This window comes from Kosakonia oryziphila, assembly GCF_900094795.1.
In the GTDB taxonomy this organism is placed as follows: Bacteria; Pseudomonadota; Gammaproteobacteria; order Enterobacterales; family Enterobacteriaceae; genus Kosakonia; species Kosakonia oryziphila.
The window spans coordinates 84796-109952 of the sequence record NZ_FMBC01000001.1 but is presented as its reverse complement, the minus strand read 5'-3'; the positions used below and the strand labels follow the sequence as shown (position 1 = coordinate 109952).

The following is a 25157-nucleotide window of genomic DNA, read 5'->3' as shown; positions in this document are numbered from 1 at the left end:
GAAAACGATTTCGTGGCAAGAAAACTTAGAGAGAGACAATCCTGTCACAAGAAAGTGGACCAAATGGTCAAAATTTATATTTCATCGCGAAAAAAACAGGACATAAATGAAGATTAGACCATTCTGGCCTAATAAACTGAGGAAAAAAGAGAAAATAAAAGGGCAATAAAATACTGCCCTTTGCAATCAATTAATTACGACTGCAACAACCACATCACGATGGGTAATAACTCTTACAAATTGTTGAGATCAAGCACATCTCGCATATCAAAAAGTCCATTATGCTTTCCTTTTAGCCACAAAGCGGAACGCACGGCACCATTGGCGAAAGTCATACGGCTGGAGGCTTTATGCGTAATTTCTACACGTTCGCCAATATCGGCGAACATAGCCGTATGTTCACCGACGATGTCACCTGCACGGACCGTGGCAAAGCCAATCGTGCCAGGGACGCGCTCACCGGTATGCCCTTCACGTGAATAAACTGCACATTCTTTTAAATCTTTATTCAGTGACTTCGCGATCGCTTCGCCCATCGCCAGCGCCGTGCCCGACGGCGCATCGACTTTGTAGCGGTGATGCGCTTCAACGATCTCGATATCGGTGTAATCGCCCATCACTTTCGCCGTTTTCTCCAGCAACTTCAGCATCACATTTACGCCAACGCTAAAGTTCGCCGCGAAGACAATCGCAATGTCTTGCGAGGCATCGCTAATCGCCTGTTTGCCCGCGTCGTCAAATCCAGTGGTACCAATTACCATGCCTTTTCGCTGCTGGCGGCAAAAGGCCAGGTGTGCCAGCGTTCCTTCCGGGCGAGTAAAGTCGATAAATACGTCGAAATCGTTTTTTACTGCCTCAAGGCTGCTTTGTACCGTAACACCGGTTTTCGCCGTACCGGCCAGTTCTCCCGCGTCAACGCCTAACAGAGAAGACCCTTCACGTTCCAGTGCTGCGCCAAGCGCCACGCCTTCCATAGCCAATGTGGCCTGGATCAATTGACGGCCCATACGCCCGCCAGCCCCCGCGATGGCTACGCGGATTGGTGCATCATGCATAGTTGTACTCTTTTGTTAAAAAAATGCGTGAGAATCGTTTCCAGATTAACCAGCCCACCTCAGGGCCACCAGCCGAAAACACCGATAATTAGAAATTAATGATATACAGCCGAAAATATCAGTAAAAGGCATGATTCATCAGGGTGCGATCGCCAGTACTTCTGCCACCCAGTGACGAAACCCCTCAACGTCAATATCCAGCGCGACCTGCGCATTCGGTTTCTGCTTCAATTTACCGTCGATATCCACCACCGTCGTACCAGAGGTGTATTGCCCCTGCGTCTCCACCGCCACAAAACACGATTTCAACGTAAACAGTTCGGGGCGGGCCAGCCAGGCAATTGCACAGAGATCGTGCATGCGCAGCCCCGTTGCCATGCTGCCGCTACGATAGTGACTAAACAACGCATGCAGCATATGACCGGTTTTGTTGAGCGCGGGTAGTGTCGCGACGAACTCTGGCGTCAGTGTTGCCCGGTTCGTGACATCCAGCCCGCACATCACGATCTCAAGTCCGCTGTGAAACACGCGGGCGGCGGCTTCAGGATCGATAGCGATATTGAATTCGGCATTTGGTGTGAAGTTACCCCGTCCGGCGGAGCCGCCCATCATCACCAGACGACGAATATTGAACTGGCACTCCGGGTAGTGAGACAGCAACAACGCTATATTGGTCAACGGGCCAATGGTCACCAGCGTAACAGGCTCAACGGAGGCCATCAGCGTATCGCGTATTGCCTGAAATGCCGGTTTAGCCAGCGGCTGGCGCTGATGCTCGACAAAATCATAGCCATCCATGCCAGACTCCCCGTGCACTTCGGCGGCGCTGTGCAGCGGGCGCAATAAGGGTGTCGCCGCACCTTGCGCCAGCGGGATATCGGCCTGCCAGAAGTTGAGCAGTTGCAGGGCGTTGCGAGTGGTTTTTTCCAGCGAGACATTCCCGGCGACGGTGGTAATCAGTTTAAGTTCACACTGTGGCGCATACAGCGCGGCGGCAATGGCAATGGCATCATCAATACCCGGATCGGTGTCGAGAATCATTGGCAAACGCATAGTGCCTCCTGAAGTGAAATCCATAAAAAATGCCAGACTCAGTCTGGCATCTTCGCACAAAGTTTAGGGCAAAATGTTATTCGACTTCGCGAACATCAACCCTTAGCTCTTTTGGCACTTCAAAGACAATGTTTTCTTCGCGCCCTTCCAGTGGGATAGCTTCACCACCGCCCAACTCCTGCAGGCGGGCAATCACGTTCTGCACCAGAATATCCGGTGCCGAGGCTCCGGCGGTTACGCCTACACATTTAATATCTTTAACCCAGGCTTCCTGGATATCAGAAGCGTCATCGATCAAATAAGCGCTTTTGCCCATCCGCTGTGCCAGTTCAGCCAGACGGTTAGAGTTGGATGAGTTTTTCGACCCGACCACCAGCACCACTTCCGCCTGTTCGGCCAGCACCCGCACCGCTTCCTGGCGGTTGGTGGTGGCGTAACAGATGTCATCTTTACGCGGGCCAACTATCTGCGGGAAACGGGCGCGCAGTGCGTCAATGACATCAGAAGTATCGTCCACCGAGAGCGTGGTCTGCGTCATAAATGACAGTTTGCCCGCATCTTTGATGTTGAGCGTAGCAACATCGGCAGGCGATTCGACCAAGTACATTCCCCCTTTCGGGTTGCTGTACTGCCCCATGGTACCTTCCACTTCCGGATGCCCGGCGTGACCGATCAGGATCGCTTCCTCACCACGTCGGCTGGCGCGAGCCACTTCCATATGCACTTTTGTCACCAACGGACAGGTGGCATCGAAAATCGTCAGGTCGCGGCTTTTCGCTTCATTACGTACCGCCTGGGAAACACCGTGGGCAGAGAAGATCAGGATGGCGCCATCCGGCACTTCACTTAACTGCTCAATGAAAATAGCCCCGCGCTCGCGCAGGCTATCAACAACATAACGGTTGTGTACCACTTCGTGACGCACATAAATTGGCGCGCCGTACAAAGCCAGCGCGTTTTCAACAATGCTGATAGCGCGGTCAACGCCGGCGCAAAAACCGCGCGGGTTAGCCAACAGGATCTGCATTCGTTTCCTCCAGTACCGGATCGACTTCCAGTACATCGATATCAAAATGGACGGTTCTGCCCGCCAGCGGATGGTTGAAATCGACGGTGATAGAGTCGCCGTTAATTTCACGGATCACGCCCGGCATTTCGCTGCCATCCATTGCGGTAAAGAGCATAATCGCCCCGATTTCAGGCTCCCCGGCATCCATAAACTCACGGCGGGAAAAGTACTGAATCAGGTCCGGGCTCGGCGTACCGAATGCGGCATCCGGTTCGAGAGAGAAAACCTTTTTCTCGCCAGCTTTCAGACCCAGCAGGTGTTGCTCCAGTCCCTCAGAGAGCGAACCATCGCCCAGACGAAACAGCGCCGGTTTGCCATTGTTGCGGGTTGACTCGGCAAGAGAGCCATCTTCGAGCTTGAGCGTGAAGTGCACCAGCACTGCGCTATCGCTCTGTACGGATTTAGACATGCAGGTTGCTCGCTTGTTTTGACTCACCTGTTTGCCCGGTGGCGCTTTGCTTACCGGGCCTATGGGCAGCCACAAATTCTGTAGGCCGGGCAAGCAAAGGCCGCCCGGCATTTACATTTATACCTGCTCTTTCGCTGCAGGTTTAGGCAAAAAGCCTTCCAGCACAATCAGCGCCGCGCCAATACAAATTGCGCTATCGGCAAGGTTAAAGGTAGCAAAATGCCAGTCACCGACGTAGAAATCGATCATATCGACGACGAAGCCATGCCATAAGCGGTCGAAGAGATTACCGAGCGCGCCGCCGATAATCAGCGCATACGCGATGTTATTCAGCTTTTGCGTGGCTTTTCCACGGTACATCAGCACCGTTAGCACCACGCAGATACCGATAGCGATACCGGCAAAGAACCAGCGCTGCCAGCCGCCGCTGTCTGCCATAAAACTGAATGCCGCGCCATAGTTACGCGCATAGTGCAGATTGAGCGATGGGAACAGCGACACCGTATCCCCCAGAGCAAAGTTCTGGAGGATCAGGTATTTACTGCCCAGATCGATAATCAGCACAACCACAACCAGCCACAGCCAGCGCAGTCCTGTAGAACAGAGAGGCTTACTCATCAGGCAAACTTACGTTTTTCGCCGTCACCGGCGACGTTGCTCACACAGCGTCCGCAGATGTCTGCGTGTTCCGCCACCTGGCCGACATCATTGGTGTAATGCCAGCAGCGCGGGCATTTGTCACCGTCGGCTTTGCTAACCAAAGGCCGTACAATGGTTTGAATTGCACTGGCATCATCTCCGGGTACATTTACAATTGTTACATCATCCGGAAAGAGGATGTTCATATCCGTTGGCTCATTTTCAATCTGAAAACCTGATGTCAGAAAAATAAATCTTGCTTCCTCACCTAACCCACGAAGTTTTGTTATGGTGTCCGTTTCTTGTGAAAAACGAAGTAAAACTTTTGTCTCAAGACCAGATTTAAGACCACTTGCTTTCTGATCTTCTATCGCTTTATTCACCTGAGCCCTGATACCGCGAACATCTTTCCAAAAATCATCATTTAGCTGCTCGCTTTCCGCCAGGCCGAACAGGCCTTCGTACCACTCGCCGGTAAAGACATACTTCTCGCGAGCGCCCGGCAGGTAGCCCCAGATTTCATCGGCGGTAAAGGACATGATCGGCGCCATCCAGCGCACCAGCGCTTCCGCAATGTGGTACAGCGCGGTCTGGCAGCTACGACGCGCCACGCTGTCCGCTTTCGCAGTGTATTGGCGGTCTTTGATAATGTCGAGGTAGAACGACCCCATTTCGATGGAGCAGAAACGCATCAGGCGTTGCACCACTTCGTGGAAATCATAGGAATCATAGGCCTGAACAATATCTTCCTGAGCCGCTTTCGCACAGCCCACCGCCCAGCGATCCAGCACCACCATCTCTTCCGGTTTCACCATGTCTTTCGCCGGATCGAAGCCGTTAAGGTTCGCCAGCAGGAAGCGCGCGGTGTTACGGATACGGCGATAGCTGTCCGCTGCGCGTTTCAGGATCTCGTCAGAAACCGCCATTTCACCAGTGTAATCCGTGGAAGCAACCCACAGGCGCAGGATATCCGCGCCCAGTTTGTTCATCACATCCTGCGGGGAAACGGTGTTGCCGATGGATTTAGACATCTTGCGGCCCTGACCATCCACGGTGAAACCGTGAGTCAGCACCTGACGGTACGGCGCTTTGCCCTTCATCGCCGTGGAGATCATCAGCGAGGACATAAACCAGCCGCGATGCTGATCCGAACCTTCCAGATACATATCCGCCGCGTGACCGGCAAACTCCGGACGCACATCAACCACGGAAGCGTGAGTTGAACCGGAATCGAACCAGACGTCCAGCGTATCAGGCACTTTGACATAGTTGTCAGCGTCATCGCCCATGATGTCGCGCGGGTCGAGATCCCACCATGCCTGAATACCGTCGGCTTCAACGCGTTTAGCAACGGCTTCGATCAGCTCCAGCGTGCGCGGATGCAGCTCTTCGGTGTCTTTGTGCACGAACAGCGACATTGGAACGCCCCAGGTACGCTGGCGGGAGATACACCAGTCAGGACGGTTGGCGACCATCGATTCGATACGCGCCTGGCCCCAGTCCGGGATCCACTGCACGCCTTTGATTTCGCTCAGCGACTGCGCACGCAGACCTTTCTGGTCCATGCTGACAAACCACTGCGGCGTCGCACGGAAGATAATCGGCGATTTATGACGCCAGCAGCACGGATAGCTGTGCTGCATTTTTTCAACGTGCAGCAGCGCGCCTTTTTCCGTCAGCAGCGCCACGATGATGTCGTTGGCTTTGAACACATTTACGCCATCCAGCGTCGGGTAAGTACCCGGCAGATAGGCGCCGTCCGGACCAACCGGGTTGGCGATTTCCAGACCGTATTTCAGGCTGATGGTGTAGTCGTCCGGGCCGTGACCGCCAGCGGTATGAACCGCACCGGTACCGGCTTCCAGCGTAACGTGATCGCCGAGGATCGCAGGGACATCAAAATCCAGGAACGGATGTTTAAAGCGCATCAGTTCCAGCTCTGCGCCTTTTACTGTACCCAGCACGTTGTATTCTGCGGTACCGATGCGTTTCATCACGCTCTCGACCAGATCTTTCGCCAGGATCAGTGCCTGACCATCAATCTGCACCAGCACATACTCAAATTCCGGCGCGAGAGAAATTGCGCGGTTAGCGGGCAGTGTCCACGGCGTGGTAGTCCAGATAACCAGAGAAACCGGGCCGTTAACCGTTGCAACACCAAATTTGGCTTTTACTGCATCCTGGTCAACAGCGTGGAACGCCACGTCGATGGACGGCGACGTTTTGTCGTAGTACTCCACTTCTGCTTCCGCCAATGCGGAGCGGCAGTCGACACACCAGTGCACTGGCTTGGCACCTTTAAGCAGGTGACCATTGCCGATGATTTTGCCCAGCGCTCGGATAATATTGGCTTCGGTTTTAAAATCCATGGTCAGATACGGATGCGACCAGTCGCCCAACACACCGAGACGGATAAAGTCTTTGCGCTGCCCATCAACCTGCGTTGCGGCATATTCACGGCATTTGGCGCGAAACTCCGCGGCGGTGAATTTCTCACCCGGCTTACCGAACTCCTGCTCCACTTTCAGCTCAATAGGCAAACCGTGGCAGTCCCAGCCCGGGACATAGGGAGAGTCATAACCTGCGAGCCCTTTGGACTTCACAATAATGTCTTTCAGAATCTTGTTAACCGAGTGACCAATATGAATGCTGCCATTCGCATATGGAGGGCCATCATGCAGAATGAAGGTTTTTTTGCCTTTTTTCGCTGCACGGATGATGCCGTACAGGTCATCATCAGTCCAACGCGCCAGCATTCCCGGCTCACGCCTGGCGAGATCGCCGCGCATCGGGAACCCTGTTTCAGGCAAATTCAGGGTAGATTTATAGTCACTCATCAGATTCTCGGTTCCGTATTTCGGTTTGATTAATACCACCAGGCCTTAAGAAGCCGGTTTAGATAGCCCAAAAAACTCGCGGGCCGCTACCTCATCGCGGGCGATTTGCGCTTTCAGCTCATCGAGCGAGGCAAATCGCTGTTCATTGCGTAATTTTTTACGCAACACTACATCTATATGGCGCCCGTAGAGGTCCATTACAACATCCAACAGATGCACTTCCAGCTGCTGGCGCACACCTGCAACCGTCGGGCGGGTGCCGATATTGGCAACGCCCGGGTAAAGCGTATCGCCCAGTCCAGCCACTTCCACCGCATATACCCCTTTTACCGGAGAGACCTGACGGCGCAGCGGTAAATTTGCCGTCGGGAAACCAATGGTGCGCCCCAGTTCATCACCGTGCACGACGCGCCCGGAGATGCTAAACGGATGGCCAAGCAATTGTTCAGCCAGCTCAAGATTGTCGTCAGCCAATGCCTGACGCACCGCCGTACTGCTCACACGAACATTGCCATCAAAGAAAGTTTGCGTACTGGTGACGTCAAAGCCATATTTCTGACCGGCCTTCTGTAATAACAAGAAATCCCCCTGACGACCAGCGCCAAAACGGAAATCGTCCCCCACTGCGAGAAATTTCACACCAAGACGGTCAACCAGCAGTTCGCTGACAAAGGTTTGTGCGGTGAGCGCCGCAAAACGGCGGTCAAAACGAACACACAGCACGTAATCCACGCCGCAACCTGCCAACCAGCGCAGCTTTTCACGCAGTCTGGTAAGGCGTGCAGGGGCTTTCTGCCCGGCGAACAATTCCAGCGGTTGCGGTTCAAAAATCATCACCACCACCGGCAAACTACGCGCCCGGCCTTCCGCGCCAAGCCCTTGTAAAAGCGCCTGATGGCCACGATGCACGCCATCGAAATTACCAATCGTCAGCACACACCCGTGGGGGGCCTGGCTGAGGTTATGTATGCCGCGTATCAGCTTCATGTCTGGCTCAAAACAGTGAAAATCGTCGGATTATACCTTGTACAACGGGCAACGTTAACCGACGATTGCCTTCACACAGCAGATAAGGAGAAGGATTTCATCAGGCTGCCCGCCGCTGGCATGAAAATCTGGTATCGCAAGCGATTTTTCTGGTGGAAAAGCTGTATTCGTGACAAGCAAGCTGTTAGAATCTTGCGCCATCACTACGTAACGAGCGTTGTATCTTAACGGCGCTTATTTGCACAAATCCATTGACAAAAGAAGGCGAAAAGGGCATATTCCCCGGCCTTTGAATTGTCCATAAAGATCATATTTGGGAGTTGGACCTTGGCTAATATCAAATCAGCTAAGAAGCGTGCCGTTCAGTCTGAGAAGGCCCGCAAGCACAACGCAAGCCGTCGCTCAATGATGCGTACTTTCATCAAGAAAGTATACGCAGCAATTGAAGCTGGCGACAAAGCGGCTGCGCAGAAAGCATTTAACGACATGCAACCGATCGTGGATCGTCAGGCCGCTAAAGGTCTGATCCACAAAAACAAAGCAGCGCGTCATAAGGCTAACCTGACCGCGCAGATCAACAAACTGGCTTAATCGCTGCGTTTCCTGGCTTTGTGAAAAAAACCCGCTTCGGCGGGTTTTTTATTTTTGCGGCAGGCCGAAAAGCGCCGAGTAATCCTGATTGCAAATGCGCTGCACGGCAGGATGCTGAATCATCCTCTCAGCAAAAATTGCATGATACTCCTCCATCACATTATCCACCCGGCCAATTTCAGTCATGCTTTCATCGGCAAAAAGATCGTGAGCATAGCGCGTCGGGGCAACAAAAATAGCATTGTGCACGGCACCAAACGCCTTCATCAGCGCGGCATCATCAAACTCCCCGAGAATCTCCACCTGCAAATCTTGCGCATTAAACCAGTTCAACAGCTTGCGCCCAAGCATTGAACGTCGCCCTGGAATCAATAAGCGCCGCTCCTGCAGACAAAACGGAAAAGGCGTTTGCGGCAGTGGATTACTGCTCCAGAAACTGACGCTGCATTCGCCAATTTTCACCGAAAAAAGCCCCTCTTGCTGCGTGGAATCGATTGGGCAGTCAGAGATAATCATGTCGAGCTTATGCTGGCTTAGCTGCTCCAGCAGGAGTTCATGCGTCGATTCAAAACAGCGCAAATGGATCGGCTCGCCCTCACTTACCGCCACGCTGAGGATATTACTGACCAGCCGCTTGGAGAGCGCATCCGCCACGCCGACATCAAATAACAGGCTGGACTCTTTGCGATAGTTGATAATGTCGAGCATCTCCTGACTGAGCGTGAACATTTTATCCGCGTAACGAAATACCAGTTCGCCCAGTTCTGTCGGTTCCAGCCCCCGGCCCTTACGTTTGAAGAGCTTGCCTTGTAGTTGCTCCTCGAGGGATTTTATTTGCCCGGTGATGGTCTGCGGAGTGAGAAAGAGCGACTCCGCCGCACCAACGACGGAGCCTTCACGGTAGACGTGCCAGAAGTAATACAAGTGGTTGTAATTGATATACGACATAGCCTCTACTAACTTCTGTCGCTAAGCGCGAACGATACGAGTACGCAGCAAGCAATATCCCGCCACTGCCGAGATAATCGAGCCGGTGAGGATCCCCAATTTACTCCAGGCAATCATCTCCTCATGGGCATCGCCAAAGGCCAGCGAGGCGATAAAAATCGACATAGTAAAGCCAATGCCGCACAACACGCCTACCGACATAATCTGTTTAAATGCAGCGCCCTGCGGTAACTTCGCCAGCTTTAAACGTAACGCCAGCCAGCAGAAGATTGTGATACCCAGCGGCTTACCAAGAACCAGCCCGGCAATAATGCCTAACGGCAGCACATCGCCCAGCCCGGATATAGACATCCCGCTCAGCGATACGCCAGCATTCGCAAAAGCAAATAATGGCAGAATCAGCCATGCAACCCACGGATGAATCGCATCAACCAGTTGGCGAGCCGGAGAAACACCGTTCTGCTCACGCAGCGGAACAAAGAAACCGACAACCACTCCAGCGAGCGTCGCGTGGACACCGGATTTTAGCACTGCCGTCCACAACACTATCCCAACCAGCATATAAATGCCGATGCGCCGAACATTACAGGCATTCAGTATCGCCAGTACGGTAATGGATGCCGCCGCCACCCCCAGCGCAGTGGTTGAGAGACCGCTGGTGTAGAACAAGGCAATAATGATAATCGCACCCAGATCGTCAATGATCGCCAGCGCCATCAGGAACACTTTTAGCACCACAGGCACGCGATTGCCCAGCAAAGCAAGGACACCGAGAGCAAAGGCAATATCCGTCGCGGTTGGAATAGCCCAACCGTGTCGCGCCAGTGGATTATGGAAATTGAACAGCAGGAAGATCAGCGCTGGCGCAACCATACCACCAAGGGCAGCAATCACTGGAAATACGGCCTGATGGCGGCTGGCAAGTGCGCCCTGTACCAGTTCATATTTCACTTCCAGGCCAATCATCAGGAAAAATACGGCCATCAACGCATCGTTGATCCATAGCAGCATGTTTTTATTGATTTCCAGTGAACCGAACTTGAATTCGACGGGCGTCGACAGGAAATTGTGGTAAAGATCCTGCGTGACTCCAAGATTGGCACACAGCATTGCGAGCGCTGCCGCAATGATAAGTACGATGCCCCCAGCGGCATCGCTGCTAAAGAAACGCTGTAAAAGCTTCATGTTATTCTCTCGTTCACTCTTCCGTTGTGCGGGCTATCTTACCCCCCGCGAATCCTCGATAAAAACAGATTATAATTGGGTTTATATTCTCTTTTTCCGAATAGTGCCAAAAACGATAAAAAAAGCCCGGCATAAAGCCGGGCCTGATATACGCGATGCGGAAGACTTAGCGCGTCAAATCGTCGAAAAATTTTTTCACGCCGTCGAAGAAGCTCTTGGAGCGCGGGCTGTTGTGCTCGCCCGTCGGCCCGCCAAAGCTGTCCTGCAGATCTTTCAGTAGTTGCTTCTGCTTTTCGTTCAGACCAACCGGTGTCTCAACAACGACTCGGCACAACAGATCGCCCTGCGCGCCGCCACGGACGGATTTCACGCCCTTGCTGCGCATGCGGAACAGTTTGCCGGTCTGGGTTTCGCTGGGTACTTTCAGCTTCACACGACCATCCAGCGTCGGTACTTCGATTTCACCGCCCAGCGCCGCCATGGCAAAGTTGATCGGCACTTCGCAGTACAAGTTATTGCCTTCACGCTCAAAGATAGGGTGCTGTTTCACCTGCACCTGAACGTACAGATCGCCTGCCGGTGCACCATGCTCACCCGCTTCGCCTTCGCCGCTCAGGCGGATGCGATCGCCGGTATCCACGCCTGCCGGGATTTTTACGGACAGGGTTTTAGATTTCTCCACGCGGCCATGACCGTGACATTTGTTGCACGGATCTTTAATCAGCGTACCGCGGCCCTGACAGTGCGGACAGGTCTGCTGTACGGCGAAGAACCCCTGGCGCATCTGCACCTGGCCGGAACCGTGACAGGTCGGGCAGGTTTGCGGCTGAGTGCCGGGTTTAGCGCCACTGCCATGGCAAACGTCGCACTCTTCCAGCGTTGGAATGCGGATCTCTTTGGTCACGCCGCGTACCGCTTCTTCCAGCGTCAGATCCATGTTATAGCGCAGGTCAGCGCCACGTGCCGCGCGCTGGCGACCACGACCACCGCCGAAGATATCGCCGAACACATCACCGAAAATGTCACTGAAGTCAGCGCCACCGCCAAAGCCGCCGCCGCCGAATCCACCGCCGCCCATTCCGCCCTGCTCAAATGCTGCATGACCATACTGATCATAAGCCGCACGTTTCTGGGCATCAGTCAGGACTTCGTAGGCTTCTTTTATCTCTTTAAATTTGGCTTCGGCCTCTTTATCGCCCTGGTTACGATCCGGGTGATATTTCATGGCCAGGCGTTTGTACGCCTTTTTGATTTCACGCTCTTCCGCTGTTTTCGGAACGCCTAAAATCTCGTAATAATCTTGCTTCGCCATCGGTTTATCTGCCCCTTAACATACGAGCACGGGCGTGGAGAAAACTCCGACGCCCGTGCTGGTTATCTACCCTGCATCAGGGCGATTATTTTTTGTCTTTGACTTCTTCGAACTCGGCGTCGACAACATCATCATCTTTCGCGTTGTTCGCGGAAGTATCAGCGCCCGCTTGCTGCTGTGCGTGCTGCTGTTGTGCGATTTCCAGCAGTTTCTGGGAAACCTGTGCCAGTGCCTGCATTTTCGCTTCGATTTCAGCTTTGTCTTCGCCTTTCAGCGCAACTTCCAGCTCGCTCAGCGCAGACTCGATAGCCGTTTTGTCTTCTGCCGGCAGTTTATCGCCTGCTTCCTGAACCTGCTTACGCGTGCTGTGCAGCAGATGGTCGCCCTGGTTACGGGTTTGCACCAGTTCTTCGAACTTACGGTCAGATTCCGCATTCGCTTCTGCTTCACGAACCATTTTCGCGATTTCTTCTTCATTCAGACCAGAAGAAGCCTTGATGGTGATCTTCTGCTCTTTACCGCTGTTTTTGTCTTTCGCGGAAACGTGCAGGATACCGTCAGCATCGATATCAAAGGTGACTTCGATTTGCGGCATACCGCGCGGCGCCGGATTGATACCATCCAGGTTGAACTGACCCAGAGATTTGTTATCGGACGCACGTTTACGTTCACCCTGCAGCACATGGATGGTTACAGCGGACTGGTTATCTTCCGCAGTAGAGAATACCTGGCTGTGCTTGGTCGGGATGGTGGTGTTTTTGTTGATCAGCGCAGTCATCACGCCGCCCATGGTTTCGATACCCAGCGACAGCGGGGTAACGTCCAGCAGCAGAACGTCTTTAACTTCACCAGTCAGAACACCGCCCTGAACCGCAGCACCGATAGCAACGGCTTCATCCGGGTTAACGTCTTTACGCGGCTCTTTACCGAAGAACTCAGCCACTTTTTTCTGCACCATCGGCATACGAGTCTGGCCGCCGACCAGGATCACGTCGTTGATGTCGGATACGGACAGGCCAGCATCCTGTAGTGCAACTTTCAGCGGCTCGATAGAACGGTTAACCAGATCTTCCACCAGGCTTTCCAGTTTCGCGCGAGTCACTTTAATGTTCATGTGTTTCGGACCGGTCGCATCTGCGGTAATGTACGGCAGGTTCACGTCGGTCTGCTGTGCGGAAGAGAGTTCGATTTTCGCTTTTTCTGCCGCTTCTTTCAGACGCTGCATCGCCAGCGGATCATTACGCAGATCGATACCCTGCTCTTTCTTGAACTCTTCCACCAGGTAGTTGATCAGGCGGCTGTCAAAGTCTTCACCACCCAGGTGGGTATCACCATTGGTAGCCAGTACTTCGAAGGTTTTTTCGCCGTCAACTTCATCGATTTCGATGATAGAGATATCAAACGTACCGCCACCCAGGTCGTAAACCGCAATAGTGCGGTTACCGGTTTCTTTATCCAGACCGTAGGCCAGCGCTGCCGCTGTCGGTTCGTTAATGATACGTTTCACTTCAAGACCTGCGATACGGCCAGCATCTTTGGTTGCCTGACGCTGAGCATCGTTAAAGTAAGCAGGTACAGTGATAACCGCTTCAGTTACCGGCTCACCCAGGTAATCTTCAGCCGTTTTCTTCATTTTTTTCAGCACTTCGGCAGAGATCTGCGGCGGTGCCATTTTGGTGCCTTTTACATCAAGCCATGCATCGCCGTTATCAGCAGCAATGATTTTGTACGGCATGATAGCTTCGTCACGCTGGACTTCTTCATCCTGGAAGCGACGGCCGATCAGGCGTTTGATCGCAAACAGGGTGTTTTGCGGGTTCGTCACGGCCTGACGTTTAGCCGGCTGACCTACCAGAGTTTCACCATCCTGTGTGTAAGCAATGATAGAAGGAGTGGTGCGATCGCCTTCAGCATTCTCCAGCACACGAGCCTGATTGCCATCCATAATGGCTACACAAGAGTTGGTTGTCCCAAGGTCGATACCAATAATTTTACCCATCTAAACGTCTCCACTAAAAATTCGTCATCATGTGGTTGTGAACCTGTAATAAGGGCGAAACGTGCTGTTTCAACCACCCTGTATCTTTTTTTTCAGGCCCACACACTGCGGTTGACTACAAGATGGGGTCGCTAAGCGGCTCATCAAGGGGCAAACGATAAAAAAATTTTTAATTTACACCTGTTCAGATCATAGACAGGCCTATTACCGCTAATTATGATGCCGCACCCCGCCAGTTCAACAGGGTGCGGGGGCTTCATTTATTCCTTTTCGTATTGATTTATTTTGAGGAATTATGGGCAAGCCCATTTTTATTTAGACAAACAATATTGCTTATCACAACCTATTGGTAAAGTATCCTTTGTGATAAATAACTTATGAGAGAATGCATTGTGCCGTTACATTCCACCAGTATTTAACACATCATCCACAGAGACAGCCCCCCGGTCTAAACACTGCCCGTATAGCAAGAGCTTTGACACATCGACGATGACAAATAGGGAAATTACCGTGTGGGATCCCAGAGTTTGCCCATGTGTTCGTTCCGCTAAAATCAGACTCTGAGAAAGCATTTCATGTTGCCCATGACCATATTGCACGTAAAATGACCAGACACATTTGGGAAAGAAGTCTTTATGGATATCCCGCTGCTCAACAGGGGCTGGAACAGAACATGGTCAGATACCATGGTGAATCTGGAAGCCCGGAAACTCGTCGAAACAGCAAATCTGCTGTCAGCATTCCATCTGCATGACGGCCTGACACGGATCAAGTTCGTTGAGGAGATAAAGCAGGTCGTAGAAAAGGAGTTCGCGGCAGCACGGCGAGCCAAAACAGACGAAGAATGCATTGCATGCATTAAAAATCTGCGTGCCGAAACGGATAATCTGCAAGAACAGGATCGCCTGTTAAGAACCAGAGCCGCACAACTTTATGCAAAGGTCGAGTTTGTCAGGGAAAATAACAAGATAGTCGGGTATGTGATTTCGGCTGTAAATATTGTTATATCAGGGATGACGGCTATTGGTGGGGCAATAATGATTTCGACGGGAACGCCAATAGGAGTATTGGCAGGAGCAATGCTTGTTGTTGATGGTGCAAATGGCATAACAAAAGAAGTTGATAAACTGCTTAATGGTCAACAATCAAAGTCGGAAGGTATCTTTGCTGATGGTGTAATGGAAACTGCCAGTTTTATGGGCTTCAAACCTGAAGCTGGACTTGCAGCTTACAAAGCGATTTCCCTGAGTGCAAGTATTTACACTATTTTTGGCTTGTCAAGGAAAGCAGAAACCTGGAGACTTTTTCGTTATATTCCAAAAGATTACTATCGAAAGGTTACAGCAATGAGTAAACCAAAGCTAACTATGAAAATCGTGGGTTACGGAATCAAAGCTAAGGTTATTTTCGATCTTATCAGTACAGATTAACCCTTGTTTTCTCTACAAAACCGCCAAGATTTATATGAAATCACTGGCGGTTGTATAAAGATTAAGATAATTGAAGTTATTAACAAGCCGATACTTCCTGATATTAGCTTGCCGACACTGGAATAAATAGCCAAAAAGACCACTGACAGCAAGAAAAAAAACAATATAACAATCAGCACATTAAATCTTTTTGCTAGATCGTGGACTACCTCATCAAGATCCCCACCAAAACTCTTGATGTTATTTTTTAAAATTCGTATTTCTTTGTGAGTAAATCCCGAATGCAGCAAAGAGTCTTCTGTAATGCCCATCCTCCCTCCTTTGTTCAAAAAAATGCACTTCCAAAGTGGGGGGATCATACTAATGAACGTTAACGTATTCCAGCCGAAGCTGCTTCTTCGATTCTGAAACGGACTATTGTTTCCCGAAAAAGTCACTATCATTAAGGCCAGAAATTAGCGTACTCACTTTTTTCAGATCGCCTTGTGGCATTTTGTTGTTGCTGGCGACATCCTGAAGCCTCGCAAACTCAGCAGGCGTGCATTCCGGGGGGAAAAGAGTTCTCCAGATGATGAGTAACATTGTTCAATGTTAAGACCTTTCCCCCATCAGCGCCCGATTTAACCGCATTTTTTTGATATTCGGTACAGTCCAACGAACTTCTTTCTTTTCGTTTTGTGTCTTTTTACCCGGCTACGGCGGGTAAATATCGCTATTTTCGTTGAGGTAATTCGCTACCCGATAGTTACCCCAACCCGAGAGCAACAATCTGGCAGCCTCTTTCGCGGCTTTAAAGTGGATTGGATGCGGGCTTTATCGCCTCAGTATTTGGCCCTGTTGCATCAATCCAGAAAGGAGTTGAGCCTGCGTTCGTAGGTTGCCCGATTTATGTCGCCCAATCAGTTTCAATGTGGTTTCAAAGGCACGTTTCTGCTTAGTCAGTGACTCTTCATTTTCCCGGCTGAACAAGAACAATGACATCATTAAATCGTGAACGTTGTTACTAACACTCTCCTCTGTATAGGTTTTCCCATCCATGCCAGTAACGATTGTTAAACCCAATTTTAACAAGCTTGTGAACAGATTCAGGGCCGTCATGACATCCTGTCTGGTTAAGCGGTCGAGGTTCTCAACATACAGCCACGAATCAGATGGAATACCCCAGCTTTCACAGCGTTAATGAATCCATAAAATTCACCTCGTGTGGTATTCTTGCCGCGAAACGCAGAGACGCCCGCATCAAGGATCTGGACGTACTCCAAACCATGAATTGCAGCGTATTGTTTCGCTTTTTCAGTCTGACGCACCAGGGATGTGTTCCCTGTCTGTTTGTCAGTAGACCAACGTATATAGGAATAAAGTTTTTCATGGCTAACACAGAAAATAATAAACATTCTGAGGGTATCATCTTTTCGAACTTGGGCAGCACTAAGTTGGCTAATCCGGCTCCGCTGGGCTTAATGGGTTTCGGCATGACCACTATTCTGCTTAACCTGCACAATATTGGTTTATTCCCAATGGATGGCATTATTCTGGCGATGGGCATCTTCTATGGCGGTATCGCACAAATTCTCGCGGGCCTGCTTGAATATAAAAAGGGCAACACCTTTGGTTTGACTGCATTCACCTCTTACGGTTCTTTCTGGTTAACACTGGTGGCGATTCTGTTGTTCCCGAAGATGGGCCTTGCAGATGCGACAAACGGCCACTTCCTTGGCATTTATCTGGGGATTTGGGGCGTCTTCACCCTATTTATGTTCTTCGGCACGCTAAAAGGCGCGCGTGCGCTGCAGTTTGTTTTTCTGAGCCTGACCGTACTGTTTGCCCTGCTGGCAGTAGGTCATCTGGTTGATAACGAAAGCATCGTACATGTCGCGGGTTGGATCGGTCTGGTTTGCGGCGCGAGCGCCATCTACCTGGCGATGGGCGAAGTGCTGAACGAACAGTTTGAACGTACCGTTCTGCCAATTGGTGAAAAGCATTAATTTCTGCGCTGACTGCTAAAATGCGAAGCCCGGCTTCGCATTTCTTCTCTATCCCTATTTCTGATATTTTCCTGCCCTCAGTCGTTACAGTCTTTTATTAACCTGCTGCATAAAAGCAGAACTTTTCGCTGTTAATTATCCCCGGCCCACTCAAACTGAAAACGGAGCCTGTGGTTCCATAATGTTTATGCTTGCTCTACCGGCTGCTCTGCTACGCTATCCTGGTGATGGAGATCCTGGCGCAGCCAGATCCCCAGCGCTAAACCGATAAGCGACAGCGCCAGCACATACCAGGCAGGCGCCATCGGCGAAACGCCCATTAGCATAGTCACCGCAATCGGCGTCAGGCCACCGAAAATAGCGTATGAGACGTTATACGAGAATGAAATTCCCGTGAAGCGAACCTCCGCCGGAAACGCCCGCACCATTACGTAAGGAACCGCGCCGACCACACCAACGCACAGCCCCACGAGGCCATAGAGGACAAAAAGCTGCTCAGGGTGTGTTCCCACCAGGTGGTAGAAAAACCAACTGGCACAGGCAAGCAGCACGCTGCCAATAATAAAGGTGCGACTGGCGCCAAATTTATCGACCAACAGCCCGGCGGCCAGACAACCGAAGCACAGCATAATGGTCGCGATGCTGTTGGCCTGCAACGTCAGGGCCGGAGCAAAACCATACTGTTTTTGCAGCCATACCGGCGACATCAGAATGACCACCACAATCCCGGCGGAAAGCAGCCAGGTCAGCAGCATGGAAATCACCACTGCTTTTTTATGTTTCAGCACGACCGATTTAACAGGTAATTCCTGCGCCAGCGCTTTACGTTGCTGCATCTCAAGAAAAATCGGTGTTTCTTGTAACCAACGGCGCAGATACATCGCCACCAGGCCAAATGCGCCGCCCAGCAGAAACGGAATACGCCAGCCGCCATCATGAATAGCCTGCTGCGTCATGCTGGTATTAACCAGCGTCGCTACCACCGAACCGAGCAAAATCCCTACGGTCAGTCCCGCGGTCAACGTACCACAAGCAATACCGATACGACGCGCCGGAACATGTTCCGCCACAAACACCCACGCGCCTGGCACTTCACCACCGATAGCCGCCCCCTGTAAAACGCGCATCAAGAGCAGCAACAGCGGCGCCATAATGCCTGTTGAGGCATACGTTGGCAGCAAGCCAATCGCCAGCGTCGGCAACGCCATCAGCAGAATGCTCAGGGTAAACATCTTCTTGCGTCCGACTAGATCGCCGAAGTGCGCCATGACAATGCCACCAAGCGGACGCGCCAGATAACCGGCGGCAAAAATGCCAAAGGTTTGCACCTGACGCAGCCATTCCGGAATATCGGCCGGGAAGAAAAGCTCGCCAACCACGGCGGCGAAGAAGACGAAAATGATGAAATCGTAAAACTCCAGCGCACCACCGAGGGCAGCAAGCGTCAGCGTTTTATAATCCTGTTTGTTCAGAGGACGAGTGGCATTTGACATAGCGAACCATTTGTAAATAGAGAGTGCTGATTTAACTATTACGAAGTGTGTAAATTAAAAATTACTATACCGTAAATGAATCAACACGCCATGGTTCGCCGTCTTTATTTCAGAAAAGGCTAACTTTTAGGATAATGTTTCACGTCTTGCATTTTTTGGCCGGAAAGATGCTACGACTTGCGGATTGGTTTCAACATAAGGCCCGTCAAGCAACTGTACACAATACGGAACACTGGCAAAAATACCGGGCACTTTCACTTCGCCGTCAGCGCTTTTCAGACCTTCCAGCGTCTCTTTGATCGATTTAGGCTGGCCGGGCAAATTCAGGATCAATGCTTGTTTGCGGATGACACCAACCTGGCGGGAGAGGATCGCCGTCGGTACAAAATTGAGGCTTATTTGCCGCATCTGTTCACCAAACCCCGGCATTTCGCGATCGGCTACAGCCAGCGTCGCGTCCGGCGTTACGTCACGCCGCGCAGGCCCAGTGCCTCCAGTCGTTAGTACCAGGTGGCAACTCATCTCATCCACCAGCTCGCACAGTGTTTGTTCAATGATGCTTTGCTCGTCCGGGATCAATCGGGTCTCTATCTGAAACGGGGTTGTCAGCGCGCTCGCCAGCCACTCCTCGAGCGCAGGAATACCTTTGTCCTGGTAAATACCGCTGGATGCGCGATCGGAAACCGAAACTAAACCAATGCGTAGTGTGTCCATATTCATTCCGTTCAAAAAAACTATTTAACGAAATGATACACGCTGAGGGGAAAGGCAGACAGTAGGGAGAGAAGAAGCGTGACCGGAAAACCGGCCACGCCTGAGGATTACAGCAGATCGCCGATCATTTTTTCCAGTTTTTCCTGGTCAACGGCAAACTTACGGATACCATCAGCCAGTTTATCCACCGCCATCGGATCCTGGTTATGCTGCCACAGGAACTCCGCTTCGGTGATACGTTCCGGACGAGCTTTCACTTCACCGGTATACGCCAGTTTGCGCTCGATGGTGCCAGCACTTTCAGACAGCTCTTTCAGCAACGCCGGGGCGATAGTCAGACGGTCGCAGCCAGCCAGTTCGGTGATCTCACCCGTATTACGGAAGCTGGCGCCCATCACCACGGTTTCATAACCGTGCTGTTTGTAGTACTGGTAAATTTCGGTTACGGAAACCACACCTGGATCTTCTGCCGGCGCGTACTCTTTCTTGTCGGTGTTGGCTTTGTACCAGTCGAGGATACGACCTACAAACGGGGAGATCAGGAATACGCCCGCTTCGGCACATGCACGCGCCTGCGCGAAGGAGAACAGCAGAGTCAGGTTACAGTTGATGCCCTCTTTCTCCAGTTGTTCGGCCGCGCGAATACCCTGCCAGGTAGAGGCCAGTTTGATCAGGATACGATCGTTGCTGATACCAGCATCGTTATACATCTTGATCAGGCGTTTCGCTTTGGCGATAGAGGCTTCGGTGTCGTAAGAGAGACGAGCATCAACCTCAGTAGAGATACGGCCAGGGATCAGTTTGAGGATTTCCAGACCAATGTTCACCGCCAGGCGATCTGTCGCGTCAACAACCTGCTGCGCGTGATTGCTGCTCTGAGCACGAGCCCATGTTACGGCATCATCGATCAGCTTACGGTATTCCGGGATTTGGGCGGCGCCAAGGATCAGAGAAGGGTTCGTTGTTGCATCCTGCGGCTGGTACAGTTTCATTGCCGCAATATCTCCGGTATCAGCCACGACTGTTGTGTACTGACGCAGGGAGGTCAATTTATCCGTCATGATAATGTTTCTCTTTAAACGATACCCTGAATAATTCATGTTTGGCCCACGACACATTTGCACTCCTGGAGCACAAACGCGGCCAGCGCACCTGAACGTGAAGTATGACGAGTATACTTGTTAGGGGGATGTAACCGGTCTGCCCTGATGATAACACGACGCCCTGCCAGCGCAACCGCAGACAATGCTGTGTCAATAGTATGGTAAACTCTGCTAATTAATTGCCTGCGAAGTGATGTGCTCCCACCAGCAGCCTCGTCACAGGTCATAACCCGGCATCAACAAGAGGAATGTTAATGCCAGAATTTTTCTCATTTATCAGTGAAATACTTTGGGGTTCATTCATGGTGTACTTGCTGGCAGCGGCAGGTATCTGGTTTGCTGTACGCAGTCAGTTTGTCCCCTTTCGTTTTCTGCGTGACTTTGGCAAAAGCCTTAAAAGTAGCCGCTCACCACAACCCAACGCGATCACCGCTTACCAGGCACTCTGTCTGAGCCTGGCAACACGGCTGGGCAGCGGCAACCTGGCGGGCGTGGCTTTTGCTTTAACCTCCGGCGGGCCAGGCGCTGTTTTCTGGATGTGGATCGCCGCGCTCATCGGTATGGTAATCAGCTTTGCAGAATGCTCACTGGCACAGCTCTATAAAGAGCGTGATACAGAAAATCAGTTTCGCGGCGGCCCGGCATGGTACATGGCGCGCGGTTTAGGTATGCGCTGGATGGGCGTGCTTTTCTCAGTGTTCCCGCTGCTCACGTATGGTCTGGTGTTTAATACTATTCAGTCCAGCGCCGTCGCACGGGCCATGCACTTTGCGTGGGGCGTGCCGGGAATCGCCAGCGGCATGGCACTGGCGCTCTGCATTCTCTTTTTCATCGTTAGGGGATTAAAACCTACCGCCCGGCTGATGCAGTGGTTGGTGCCAGTGGTAGGGCTTGCCTGGATTCTGGTCGGTTTGAGCCTTAGTCTTTGGCATGCCAACTTACTGCCAGGGATTTTTACTACCATCATTAAAAGCGCTTTCGGCTGGCAGGAAGCGGCGACAGGCACGATGGCATACACCCTGAGTCAGGCAATGACCAGCGGTTTTCAGCGCAGTATATTTGCCAACGAAGCCGGGCTGGGATCCTCGCCTAACGCCGCCGCTATGGCCGCCTCATGGCCGCCGCACCCGGTAGCACAGGGAATTGTGCAAATGATCGGCGTGCTGGTGGATACCTTCCTGGTTTGCACCGCCAGCGCGCTGGTATTGTTGCTGCCGAGTACGATTCCACTAAGCGATGCATTTGGTGGCATCCAACAATTGCAGCAAGCCATGACCTCATTGATCGGTGGCTGGGGCGCGGGATTTGTCGCCTGTATCGTCCTGTTCTTCGCATTTACTTCGATCGTCACGAATTATATTTATGCGGAAAATAATCTGATCTTTTTACGCTGCCACAGTAATCGAAACCTCTGGCTGCTGCGCATCGGTATTTTATCGATGGTAGTGGCAGGCCCCATATTCAGCGTACCGCTTATCTGGCACATTGCCGATGTTGTGATGGCGCTGATGGCGATGATCAACCTGACCGCCATTTTGCTGCTTTCACCGGTGGTCAGATTGCTGGCTCGTGACTATCTGCGCCAGCGCAAACTGGGAGTCATGCCGCTCTTCGACCCGCAGCGTTATCCGGAAATAAAGCGTCAACTGGCGCCAGGCAGTTGGGATGACATTCCCCGCTCATAGCGCTAATCGCAACTATCGATCAAGTCTGTCGGTTTTTTTGCTAAAGTCAGCGGAAATTTCTCGCACAGCAAGGACTGAGTATGCTGATTCTTATTTCACCTGCCAAAACCCTCGATTACCAGAGTCCGCTGGCGACCACGCGTTTTACCCGGCCGGAACTGCTGGATCACTCACAGCAACTGATTAACAGCGCGCGTAAGCTCTCCGCGCCGCAAATCAAAGCGCTAATGGGGATCAGCGACAAGCTGGCCGATCTGAACGCCACGCGTTTTCACGACTGGCAACCTGATTTCAACCCGGAAAATGCACGCCAGGCCATTCTGGCATTTAAAGGGGATGTCTATACCGGCTTACAGGCAGAAACCTTTAGCGATGCGGATTTCGATTTCGCGCAGCAACATTTGCGTATGCTTTCCGGTTTATACGGCGTGCTGCGTCCACTGGATCTGATGCAGCCGTACCGGCTGGAGATGGGTATTCGCCTGGAAAATGCCAAAGGAAAAGATCTCTACCAGTTCTGGGGCGACGAGATCACTCACAAGCTCAACGAAGCCATTGCGGCACAAGGCGATGAGATCGTTATCAACCTGGCCTCTGATGAGTATTTCAAATCGGTCAAAACGCAAAAGCTGAACGCCCGGATCATTAAACCTGTGTTTCTTGACGAGAAAAACGGCAAGTTCAAAGTCATCAGCTTCTACGCCAAAAAAGCACGCGGTCTGATGAGCCGTTTTATTATTGAGAATCGCCTGACGAAACCGGAGCAATTAACTGGGTTTAACAGCGAAGGCTATTTCTTTGATCGGGAAGTTTCATCGCAGGAAGAGTTGGTGTTTAAGCGGCACGAACAGTAAGAAAAACCCTCTCCAGGTCGTGAGAGGGTCAGAAAAGTTATGGATGGCGATGCCAGTCATCATCTGGCCCGCCACGATGATCGTCATGGTGATCACCATGCCGGTCGTCAAAATGGCCGTGCGGCTGCCAGCGGTTCTCACGCCATTCGTAGTGTCTCTGCCACCAGTCATGATCGCGCCAGTGGCCACCGTCCCAGTAGTTACCACTGTGGTCACGATCGCCGATTTGCAGTTTCACTGCCGGCACAAGGGTGATTTCTGCGGCCTGCACCGCCAGAGGAGCCACCAACATCATGGAAAGCGCTAACATTACAGGTTTCAACATAGGTTACTCCTTTGCATCATCTTGCCCGTTATGGGCCGATGTCAGGAGATTACGCGCCCCCAGAGGATGGCGTTATTGTCCGCAATCCTAATATTTTAACCCCCGCATTTATTGGGAATTCATCCGTTTTCTCTGCCATTTTTCTACATAATTTCTCCCTGATTCCCCCGCTTGCAGGCAGGGGAAGCAGAGAAATTACGCGTTACGCATCATCAACTGACGTAATGCAGCAAAATCCGCAGGCAAGTGGTGGGAAAGCAGCAGCAGATCCGCGCGGTCTGCCAGCTCTTTCGGCAGCGGCAACGATTCGCCCAAAATCTCTTCTACGCTCTCTTTGAATTTCGCAGGATGAGCCGTACCGAGGAACAGACCGTACTCGCCCGGATTAAGCTGATCGCGCAGAGCGCGCCAGGCGATCGCGGCATGCGGCTCTGAAACATAGCCTTTATCCTTCAGCTCGCGCATGGCTGCTTTCGTCGTTTCATCGTCCACAGCAGCATAACCCAGCTCATTCAGACGCCAGATTTTACGGCGGAACAGCTCTTCAACACGCGGCCAGTTATTCGGCTGGCTAACATCCATGGCATTTGAGAGCGTCGCTTGCGTCGCTTTTGGCTGCCATTGCCCCTCTTTGAGGAAACGTGGCACGGTATCGTTGGCATTGGTCGCTGCGATAAAGCGTTTGATCGGCAGTCCCAGCGATTTCGCCAGCAAACCAGCGGTCAAATCGCCGAAGTTACCGCTCGGTACGGAAACCACCAGTTGGTTGCGCGCTTCCTGCGGCAGCTGTGCGACTGCTTCGAAGTAGTAACAAATCTGCGCCAGCAATCGGCTGATATTGATCGAGTTCGCCGAGTTCAGCCCCAGCGCAGCTTTCAGTTCTTCATCGTCGAAGGCCTGTTTCACCAACGCCTGGCAGGCATCGAAGTCAGCATCGATCGCCACAGTTTCGATGTTACCACCCAGCGTACAGAACAGTTTTTCCTGCAACGGGCTGATTTTGCCTTGCGGATAGAGGATCACCACGCGCACATTTTTCATGCCGTAGAAGGCATGTGCTACTGCAGCGCCGGTATCACCCGAGGTAGCAGTCAGAATGGTCACCGGTTTGTCGCCGCTGATGGTGCTCAGCATCTGCGCCATAAAACGTCCGCCGAAATCTTTAAACGCCAGCGTCGGCCCATGGAACAGCTCCAGACAGCCGATATCACTCTCTACCGGTTTAACCGGCGCCGGGAAAGCAAACGCGGCGCGTACCCGCGCTTCCAGTTCATCCTGCGGAATTTCATCGCCAATAAAAGCGGCAAGGATCTTCGCGCTACGGCTGACGAAATCCTGCTCCAGCATGGCGTCGATTTCCGTCAGGTTAAATTCCGGCAGCTCGTGCGGGAAAAACAGGCCCTGATTTTTGCCAAGCCCCTGCGTTACGGCCTGCGCAAAGCTGACCTGCTCGTTGTGATCTTTTAAATTGTAGAGTTTCATTG

Annotated in this window: 24 protein-coding genes; 5 read left to right on the top strand and 19 right to left on the bottom strand. The window is 51.9% G+C overall.

Translation table 11 applies throughout. The features are described from left to right. Nucleotides 1-233: 233 nt before the first annotated feature. The 7 genes from dapB to ribF all read right to left on the bottom strand — a co-directional run bounded on the left by dapB (nt 234) and on the right by ribF (nt 8049). A complete protein-coding gene (gene dapB / locus GA0061070_RS00580; RefSeq protein WP_090132744.1) occupies nt 234-1055 on the bottom strand; it encodes a 4-hydroxy-tetrahydrodipicolinate reductase in 822 nt (273 codons plus the stop codon). Nucleotides 1056-1193: 138 nt separating this feature from the next. Beyond that, nucleotides 1194-2108 (bottom strand): ribonucleoside hydrolase RihC, encoded by a 915-nt coding sequence (gene rihC / locus GA0061070_RS00575; protein ID WP_090132742.1) that lies wholly within the window; start codon nt 2106-2108, stop codon nt 1194-1196. A 76-nt stretch (nt 2109-2184) separates the two neighbouring features. Beyond that, complete coding sequence (gene ispH, locus GA0061070_RS00570) at nt 2185-3135, bottom strand: 4-hydroxy-3-methylbut-2-enyl diphosphate reductase (protein ID WP_090132739.1); 951 nt, start codon at nt 3133-3135, stop codon at nt 2185-2187. Beyond that, complete coding sequence (fkpB, locus tag GA0061070_RS00565; protein ID WP_043955073.1) at nt 3116-3586, bottom strand: FKBP-type peptidyl-prolyl cis-trans isomerase; 471 nt, start codon at nt 3584-3586, stop codon at nt 3116-3118. The genes ispH and fkpB overlap by 20 nt, the downstream gene beginning before the upstream one ends. A gap of 117 nt (nt 3587-3703) precedes the next feature. Then, nucleotides 3704-4204 carry a signal peptidase II gene (gene lspA / locus GA0061070_RS00560; protein WP_090132738.1) on the bottom strand — a complete coding sequence of 167 codons (501 nt, stop codon included), beginning with the start codon at nt 4202-4204 and terminating at the stop codon, nt 3704-3706. After that, nucleotides 4204-7062 (bottom strand): isoleucine--tRNA ligase, encoded by a 2859-nt coding sequence (gene ileS, locus GA0061070_RS00555; RefSeq protein ID WP_090132737.1) that lies wholly within the window; start codon nt 7060-7062, stop codon nt 4204-4206. The genes lspA and ileS overlap by 1 nt, the downstream gene beginning before the upstream one ends. 45 nt (nt 7063-7107) lie before the next feature. Next, complete coding sequence (ribF, locus tag GA0061070_RS00550) at nt 7108-8049, bottom strand: bifunctional riboflavin kinase/FAD synthetase (RefSeq protein ID WP_090132736.1); 942 nt, start codon at nt 8047-8049, stop codon at nt 7108-7110. A 327-nt stretch (nt 8050-8376) separates the two neighbouring features. Between ribF and rpsT the strand changes: the two genes are divergently transcribed. Beyond that, the gene (rpsT, locus tag GA0061070_RS00540; RefSeq protein ID WP_044182016.1) at nt 8377-8640 is read left to right on the top strand and encodes a 30S ribosomal protein S20; all 264 of its coding nucleotides are present in this window, start codon (nt 8377-8379) and stop codon (nt 8638-8640) included. Nucleotides 8641-8688: 48 nt separating this feature from the next. On the opposite strand, the gene nhaR is transcribed toward rpsT, so the two are convergent. The 4 genes from nhaR to dnaK form a co-directional block, all read right to left on the bottom strand. Further along, entirely contained in the window at nt 8689-9588 is a 900-nt protein-coding gene (gene nhaR, locus GA0061070_RS00535; protein ID WP_090132735.1) for a transcriptional activator NhaR, read from the bottom strand. A 21-nt stretch (nt 9589-9609) separates the two neighbouring features. Continuing rightward, nucleotides 9610-10773 (bottom strand): Na+/H+ antiporter NhaA, encoded by a 1164-nt coding sequence (nhaA, locus tag GA0061070_RS00530; protein ID WP_090132733.1) that lies wholly within the window; start codon nt 10771-10773, stop codon nt 9610-9612. A gap of 166 nt (nt 10774-10939) precedes the next feature. Then, the gene (gene dnaJ / locus GA0061070_RS00525; protein WP_090132731.1) at nt 10940-12085 is read right to left on the bottom strand and encodes a molecular chaperone DnaJ; all 1146 of its coding nucleotides are present in this window, start codon (nt 12083-12085) and stop codon (nt 10940-10942) included. Between the two features lie 85 nt (nt 12086-12170). Then, nucleotides 12171-14084: a molecular chaperone DnaK gene (gene dnaK / locus GA0061070_RS00520; RefSeq protein WP_090132728.1), complete on the bottom strand. Its 1914-nt coding sequence runs from the start codon at nt 14082-14084 to the stop codon at nt 12171-12173. 635 nt (nt 14085-14719) lie between these two features. Here dnaK and GA0061070_RS00515 point away from each other — a divergent pair. Continuing rightward, on the top strand, nt 14720-15514 hold the full coding sequence (locus GA0061070_RS00515) for a DUF4225 domain-containing protein (protein ID WP_090132726.1): 795 nt from the start codon (nt 14720-14722) through the stop codon (nt 15512-15514). Here GA0061070_RS00515 and GA0061070_RS00510 read toward each other — a convergent pair. The 3 genes from GA0061070_RS00510 to GA0061070_RS25410 all read right to left on the bottom strand — a co-directional run bounded on the left by GA0061070_RS00510 (nt 15511) and on the right by GA0061070_RS25410 (nt 16908). Next, entirely contained in the window at nt 15511-15825 is a 315-nt protein-coding gene (locus GA0061070_RS00510) for a hypothetical protein (RefSeq protein ID WP_090132725.1), read from the bottom strand. The genes GA0061070_RS00515 and GA0061070_RS00510 overlap by 4 nt on opposite strands. Before the next feature lie 502 nt (nt 15826-16327). After that, entirely contained in the window at nt 16328-16612 is a 285-nt protein-coding gene (locus tag GA0061070_RS25415) for a hypothetical protein (protein WP_244153019.1), read from the bottom strand. Nucleotides 16613-16626: 14 nt separating this feature from the next. Continuing rightward, nucleotides 16627-16908, bottom strand: coding sequence for a recombinase family protein (locus GA0061070_RS25410; RefSeq protein WP_244153018.1), 282 nt, complete (start codon nt 16906-16908; stop codon nt 16627-16629). Between the two features lie 24 nt (nt 16909-16932). On the opposite strand from GA0061070_RS25410, the gene satP reads away from it, so the two are divergent. Beyond that, the gene (satP, locus tag GA0061070_RS00500) at nt 16933-17499 is read left to right on the top strand and encodes an acetate uptake transporter (RefSeq protein WP_090132983.1); all 567 of its coding nucleotides are present in this window, start codon (nt 16933-16935) and stop codon (nt 17497-17499) included. Between the two features lie 185 nt (nt 17500-17684). Here the strand turns inward: satP and GA0061070_RS00495 are convergent, their stop codons facing one another. The 3 genes from GA0061070_RS00495 to tal all read right to left on the bottom strand — a co-directional run bounded on the left by GA0061070_RS00495 (nt 17685) and on the right by tal (nt 20767). After that, nucleotides 17685-18992 carry an MFS transporter gene (locus GA0061070_RS00495; protein ID WP_090132723.1) on the bottom strand — a complete coding sequence of 436 codons (1308 nt, stop codon included), beginning with the start codon at nt 18990-18992 and terminating at the stop codon, nt 17685-17687. Between the two features lie 126 nt (nt 18993-19118). Then, nucleotides 19119-19706, bottom strand: coding sequence for a molybdopterin adenylyltransferase (mog, locus tag GA0061070_RS00490; protein WP_007373070.1), 588 nt, complete (start codon nt 19704-19706; stop codon nt 19119-19121). 107 nt (nt 19707-19813) lie between these two features. Continuing rightward, the gene (tal, locus tag GA0061070_RS00485) at nt 19814-20767 is read right to left on the bottom strand and encodes a transaldolase (protein ID WP_090132721.1); all 954 of its coding nucleotides are present in this window, start codon (nt 20765-20767) and stop codon (nt 19814-19816) included. A 296-nt stretch (nt 20768-21063) separates the two neighbouring features. On the opposite strand from tal, the gene GA0061070_RS00480 reads away from it, so the two are divergent. Beyond that, nucleotides 21064-22494, top strand: a complete 1431-nt coding sequence (locus tag GA0061070_RS00480; protein ID WP_090132719.1) for an alanine/glycine:cation symporter family protein — start codon at nt 21064-21066, stop codon at nt 22492-22494. 80 nt (nt 22495-22574) lie between these two features. After that, entirely contained in the window at nt 22575-23348 is a 774-nt protein-coding gene (gene yaaA / locus GA0061070_RS00475) for a peroxide stress protein YaaA (RefSeq protein ID WP_090132717.1), read from the top strand. A gap of 37 nt (nt 23349-23385) precedes the next feature. On the opposite strand, the gene GA0061070_RS00470 is transcribed toward yaaA, so the two are convergent. Together GA0061070_RS00470 and thrC are read right to left on the bottom strand one after the other, a co-directional pair. Then, nucleotides 23386-23673: a DUF2502 domain-containing protein gene (locus tag GA0061070_RS00470; RefSeq protein ID WP_090132715.1), complete on the bottom strand. Its 288-nt coding sequence runs from the start codon at nt 23671-23673 to the stop codon at nt 23386-23388. A gap of 195 nt (nt 23674-23868) precedes the next feature. Beyond that, nucleotides 23869-25155 (bottom strand): threonine synthase, encoded by a 1287-nt coding sequence (gene thrC / locus GA0061070_RS00465; protein WP_090132713.1) that lies wholly within the window; start codon nt 25153-25155, stop codon nt 23869-23871. Between the last annotated feature and the right edge of the window lie 2 nt (nt 25156-25157).

Bases quoted from the DNA above. Each gene is read 5' to 3' on its own strand.
- rihC (WP_090132742.1), bottom strand. From the start codon at position 2,108: ATGCGTTTGCCAATGATTCTCGACACCGATCCGGGTATTGATGATGCC.
- ribF (WP_090132736.1), bottom strand. From the start codon at position 8,049: ATGAAGCTGATACGCGGCATACATAACCTCAGCCAGGCCCCCCACGGG.
- ileS (WP_090132737.1), bottom strand. From the start codon at position 7,062: ATGAGTGACTATAAATCTACCCTGAATTTGCCTGAAACAGGGTTCCCG.
- nhaR (WP_090132735.1), bottom strand. From the start codon at position 9,588: ATGTCGTATATCAATTACAACCACTTGTATTACTTCTGGCACGTCTAC.
- lspA (WP_090132738.1), bottom strand. From the start codon at position 4,204: ATGAGTAAGCCTCTCTGTTCTACAGGACTGCGCTGGCTGTGGCTGGTT.
- dnaJ (WP_090132731.1), bottom strand. From the start codon at position 12,085: ATGGCGAAGCAAGATTATTACGAGATTTTAGGCGTTCCGAAAACAGCG.
- GA0061070_RS00515 (WP_090132726.1), top strand. From the start codon at position 14,720: ATGGATATCCCGCTGCTCAACAGGGGCTGGAACAGAACATGGTCAGAT.
- GA0061070_RS25410 (WP_244153018.1), bottom strand. From the start codon at position 16,908: ATGTTTATTATTTTCTGTGTTAGCCATGAAAAACTTTATTCCTATATA.
- fkpB (WP_043955073.1), bottom strand. From the start codon at position 3,586: ATGTCTAAATCCGTACAGAGCGATAGCGCAGTGCTGGTGCACTTCACG.
- nhaA (WP_090132733.1), bottom strand. From the start codon at position 10,773: ATGAAGCTTTTACAGCGTTTCTTTAGCAGCGATGCCGCTGGGGGCATC.
- GA0061070_RS25415 (WP_244153019.1), bottom strand. From the start codon at position 16,612: ATGACGGCCCTGAATCTGTTCACAAGCTTGTTAAAATTGGGTTTAACA.
- GA0061070_RS00495 (WP_090132723.1), bottom strand. From the start codon at position 18,992: ATGTCAAATGCCACTCGTCCTCTGAACAAACAGGATTATAAAACGCTG.
- ispH (WP_090132739.1), bottom strand. From the start codon at position 3,135: ATGCAGATCCTGTTGGCTAACCCGCGCGGTTTTTGCGCCGGCGTTGAC.
- dapB (WP_090132744.1), bottom strand. From the start codon at position 1,055: ATGCATGATGCACCAATCCGCGTAGCCATCGCGGGGGCTGGCGGGCGT.
- GA0061070_RS00470 (WP_090132715.1), bottom strand. From the start codon at position 23,673: ATGTTGAAACCTGTAATGTTAGCGCTTTCCATGATGTTGGTGGCTCCT.
- dnaK (WP_090132728.1), bottom strand. From the start codon at position 14,084: ATGGGTAAAATTATTGGTATCGACCTTGGGACAACCAACTCTTGTGTA.
- GA0061070_RS00510 (WP_090132725.1), bottom strand. From the start codon at position 15,825: ATGGGCATTACAGAAGACTCTTTGCTGCATTCGGGATTTACTCACAAA.
- tal (WP_090132721.1), bottom strand. From the start codon at position 20,767: ATGACGGATAAATTGACCTCCCTGCGTCAGTACACAACAGTCGTGGCT.
- yaaA (WP_090132717.1), top strand. From the start codon at position 22,575: ATGCTGATTCTTATTTCACCTGCCAAAACCCTCGATTACCAGAGTCCG.
- mog (WP_007373070.1), bottom strand. From the start codon at position 19,706: ATGGACACACTACGCATTGGTTTAGTTTCGGTTTCCGATCGCGCATCC.
- thrC (WP_090132713.1), bottom strand. From the start codon at position 25,155: ATGAAACTCTACAATTTAAAAGATCACAACGAGCAGGTCAGCTTTGCG.
- GA0061070_RS00480 (WP_090132719.1), top strand. From the start codon at position 21,064: ATGCCAGAATTTTTCTCATTTATCAGTGAAATACTTTGGGGTTCATTC.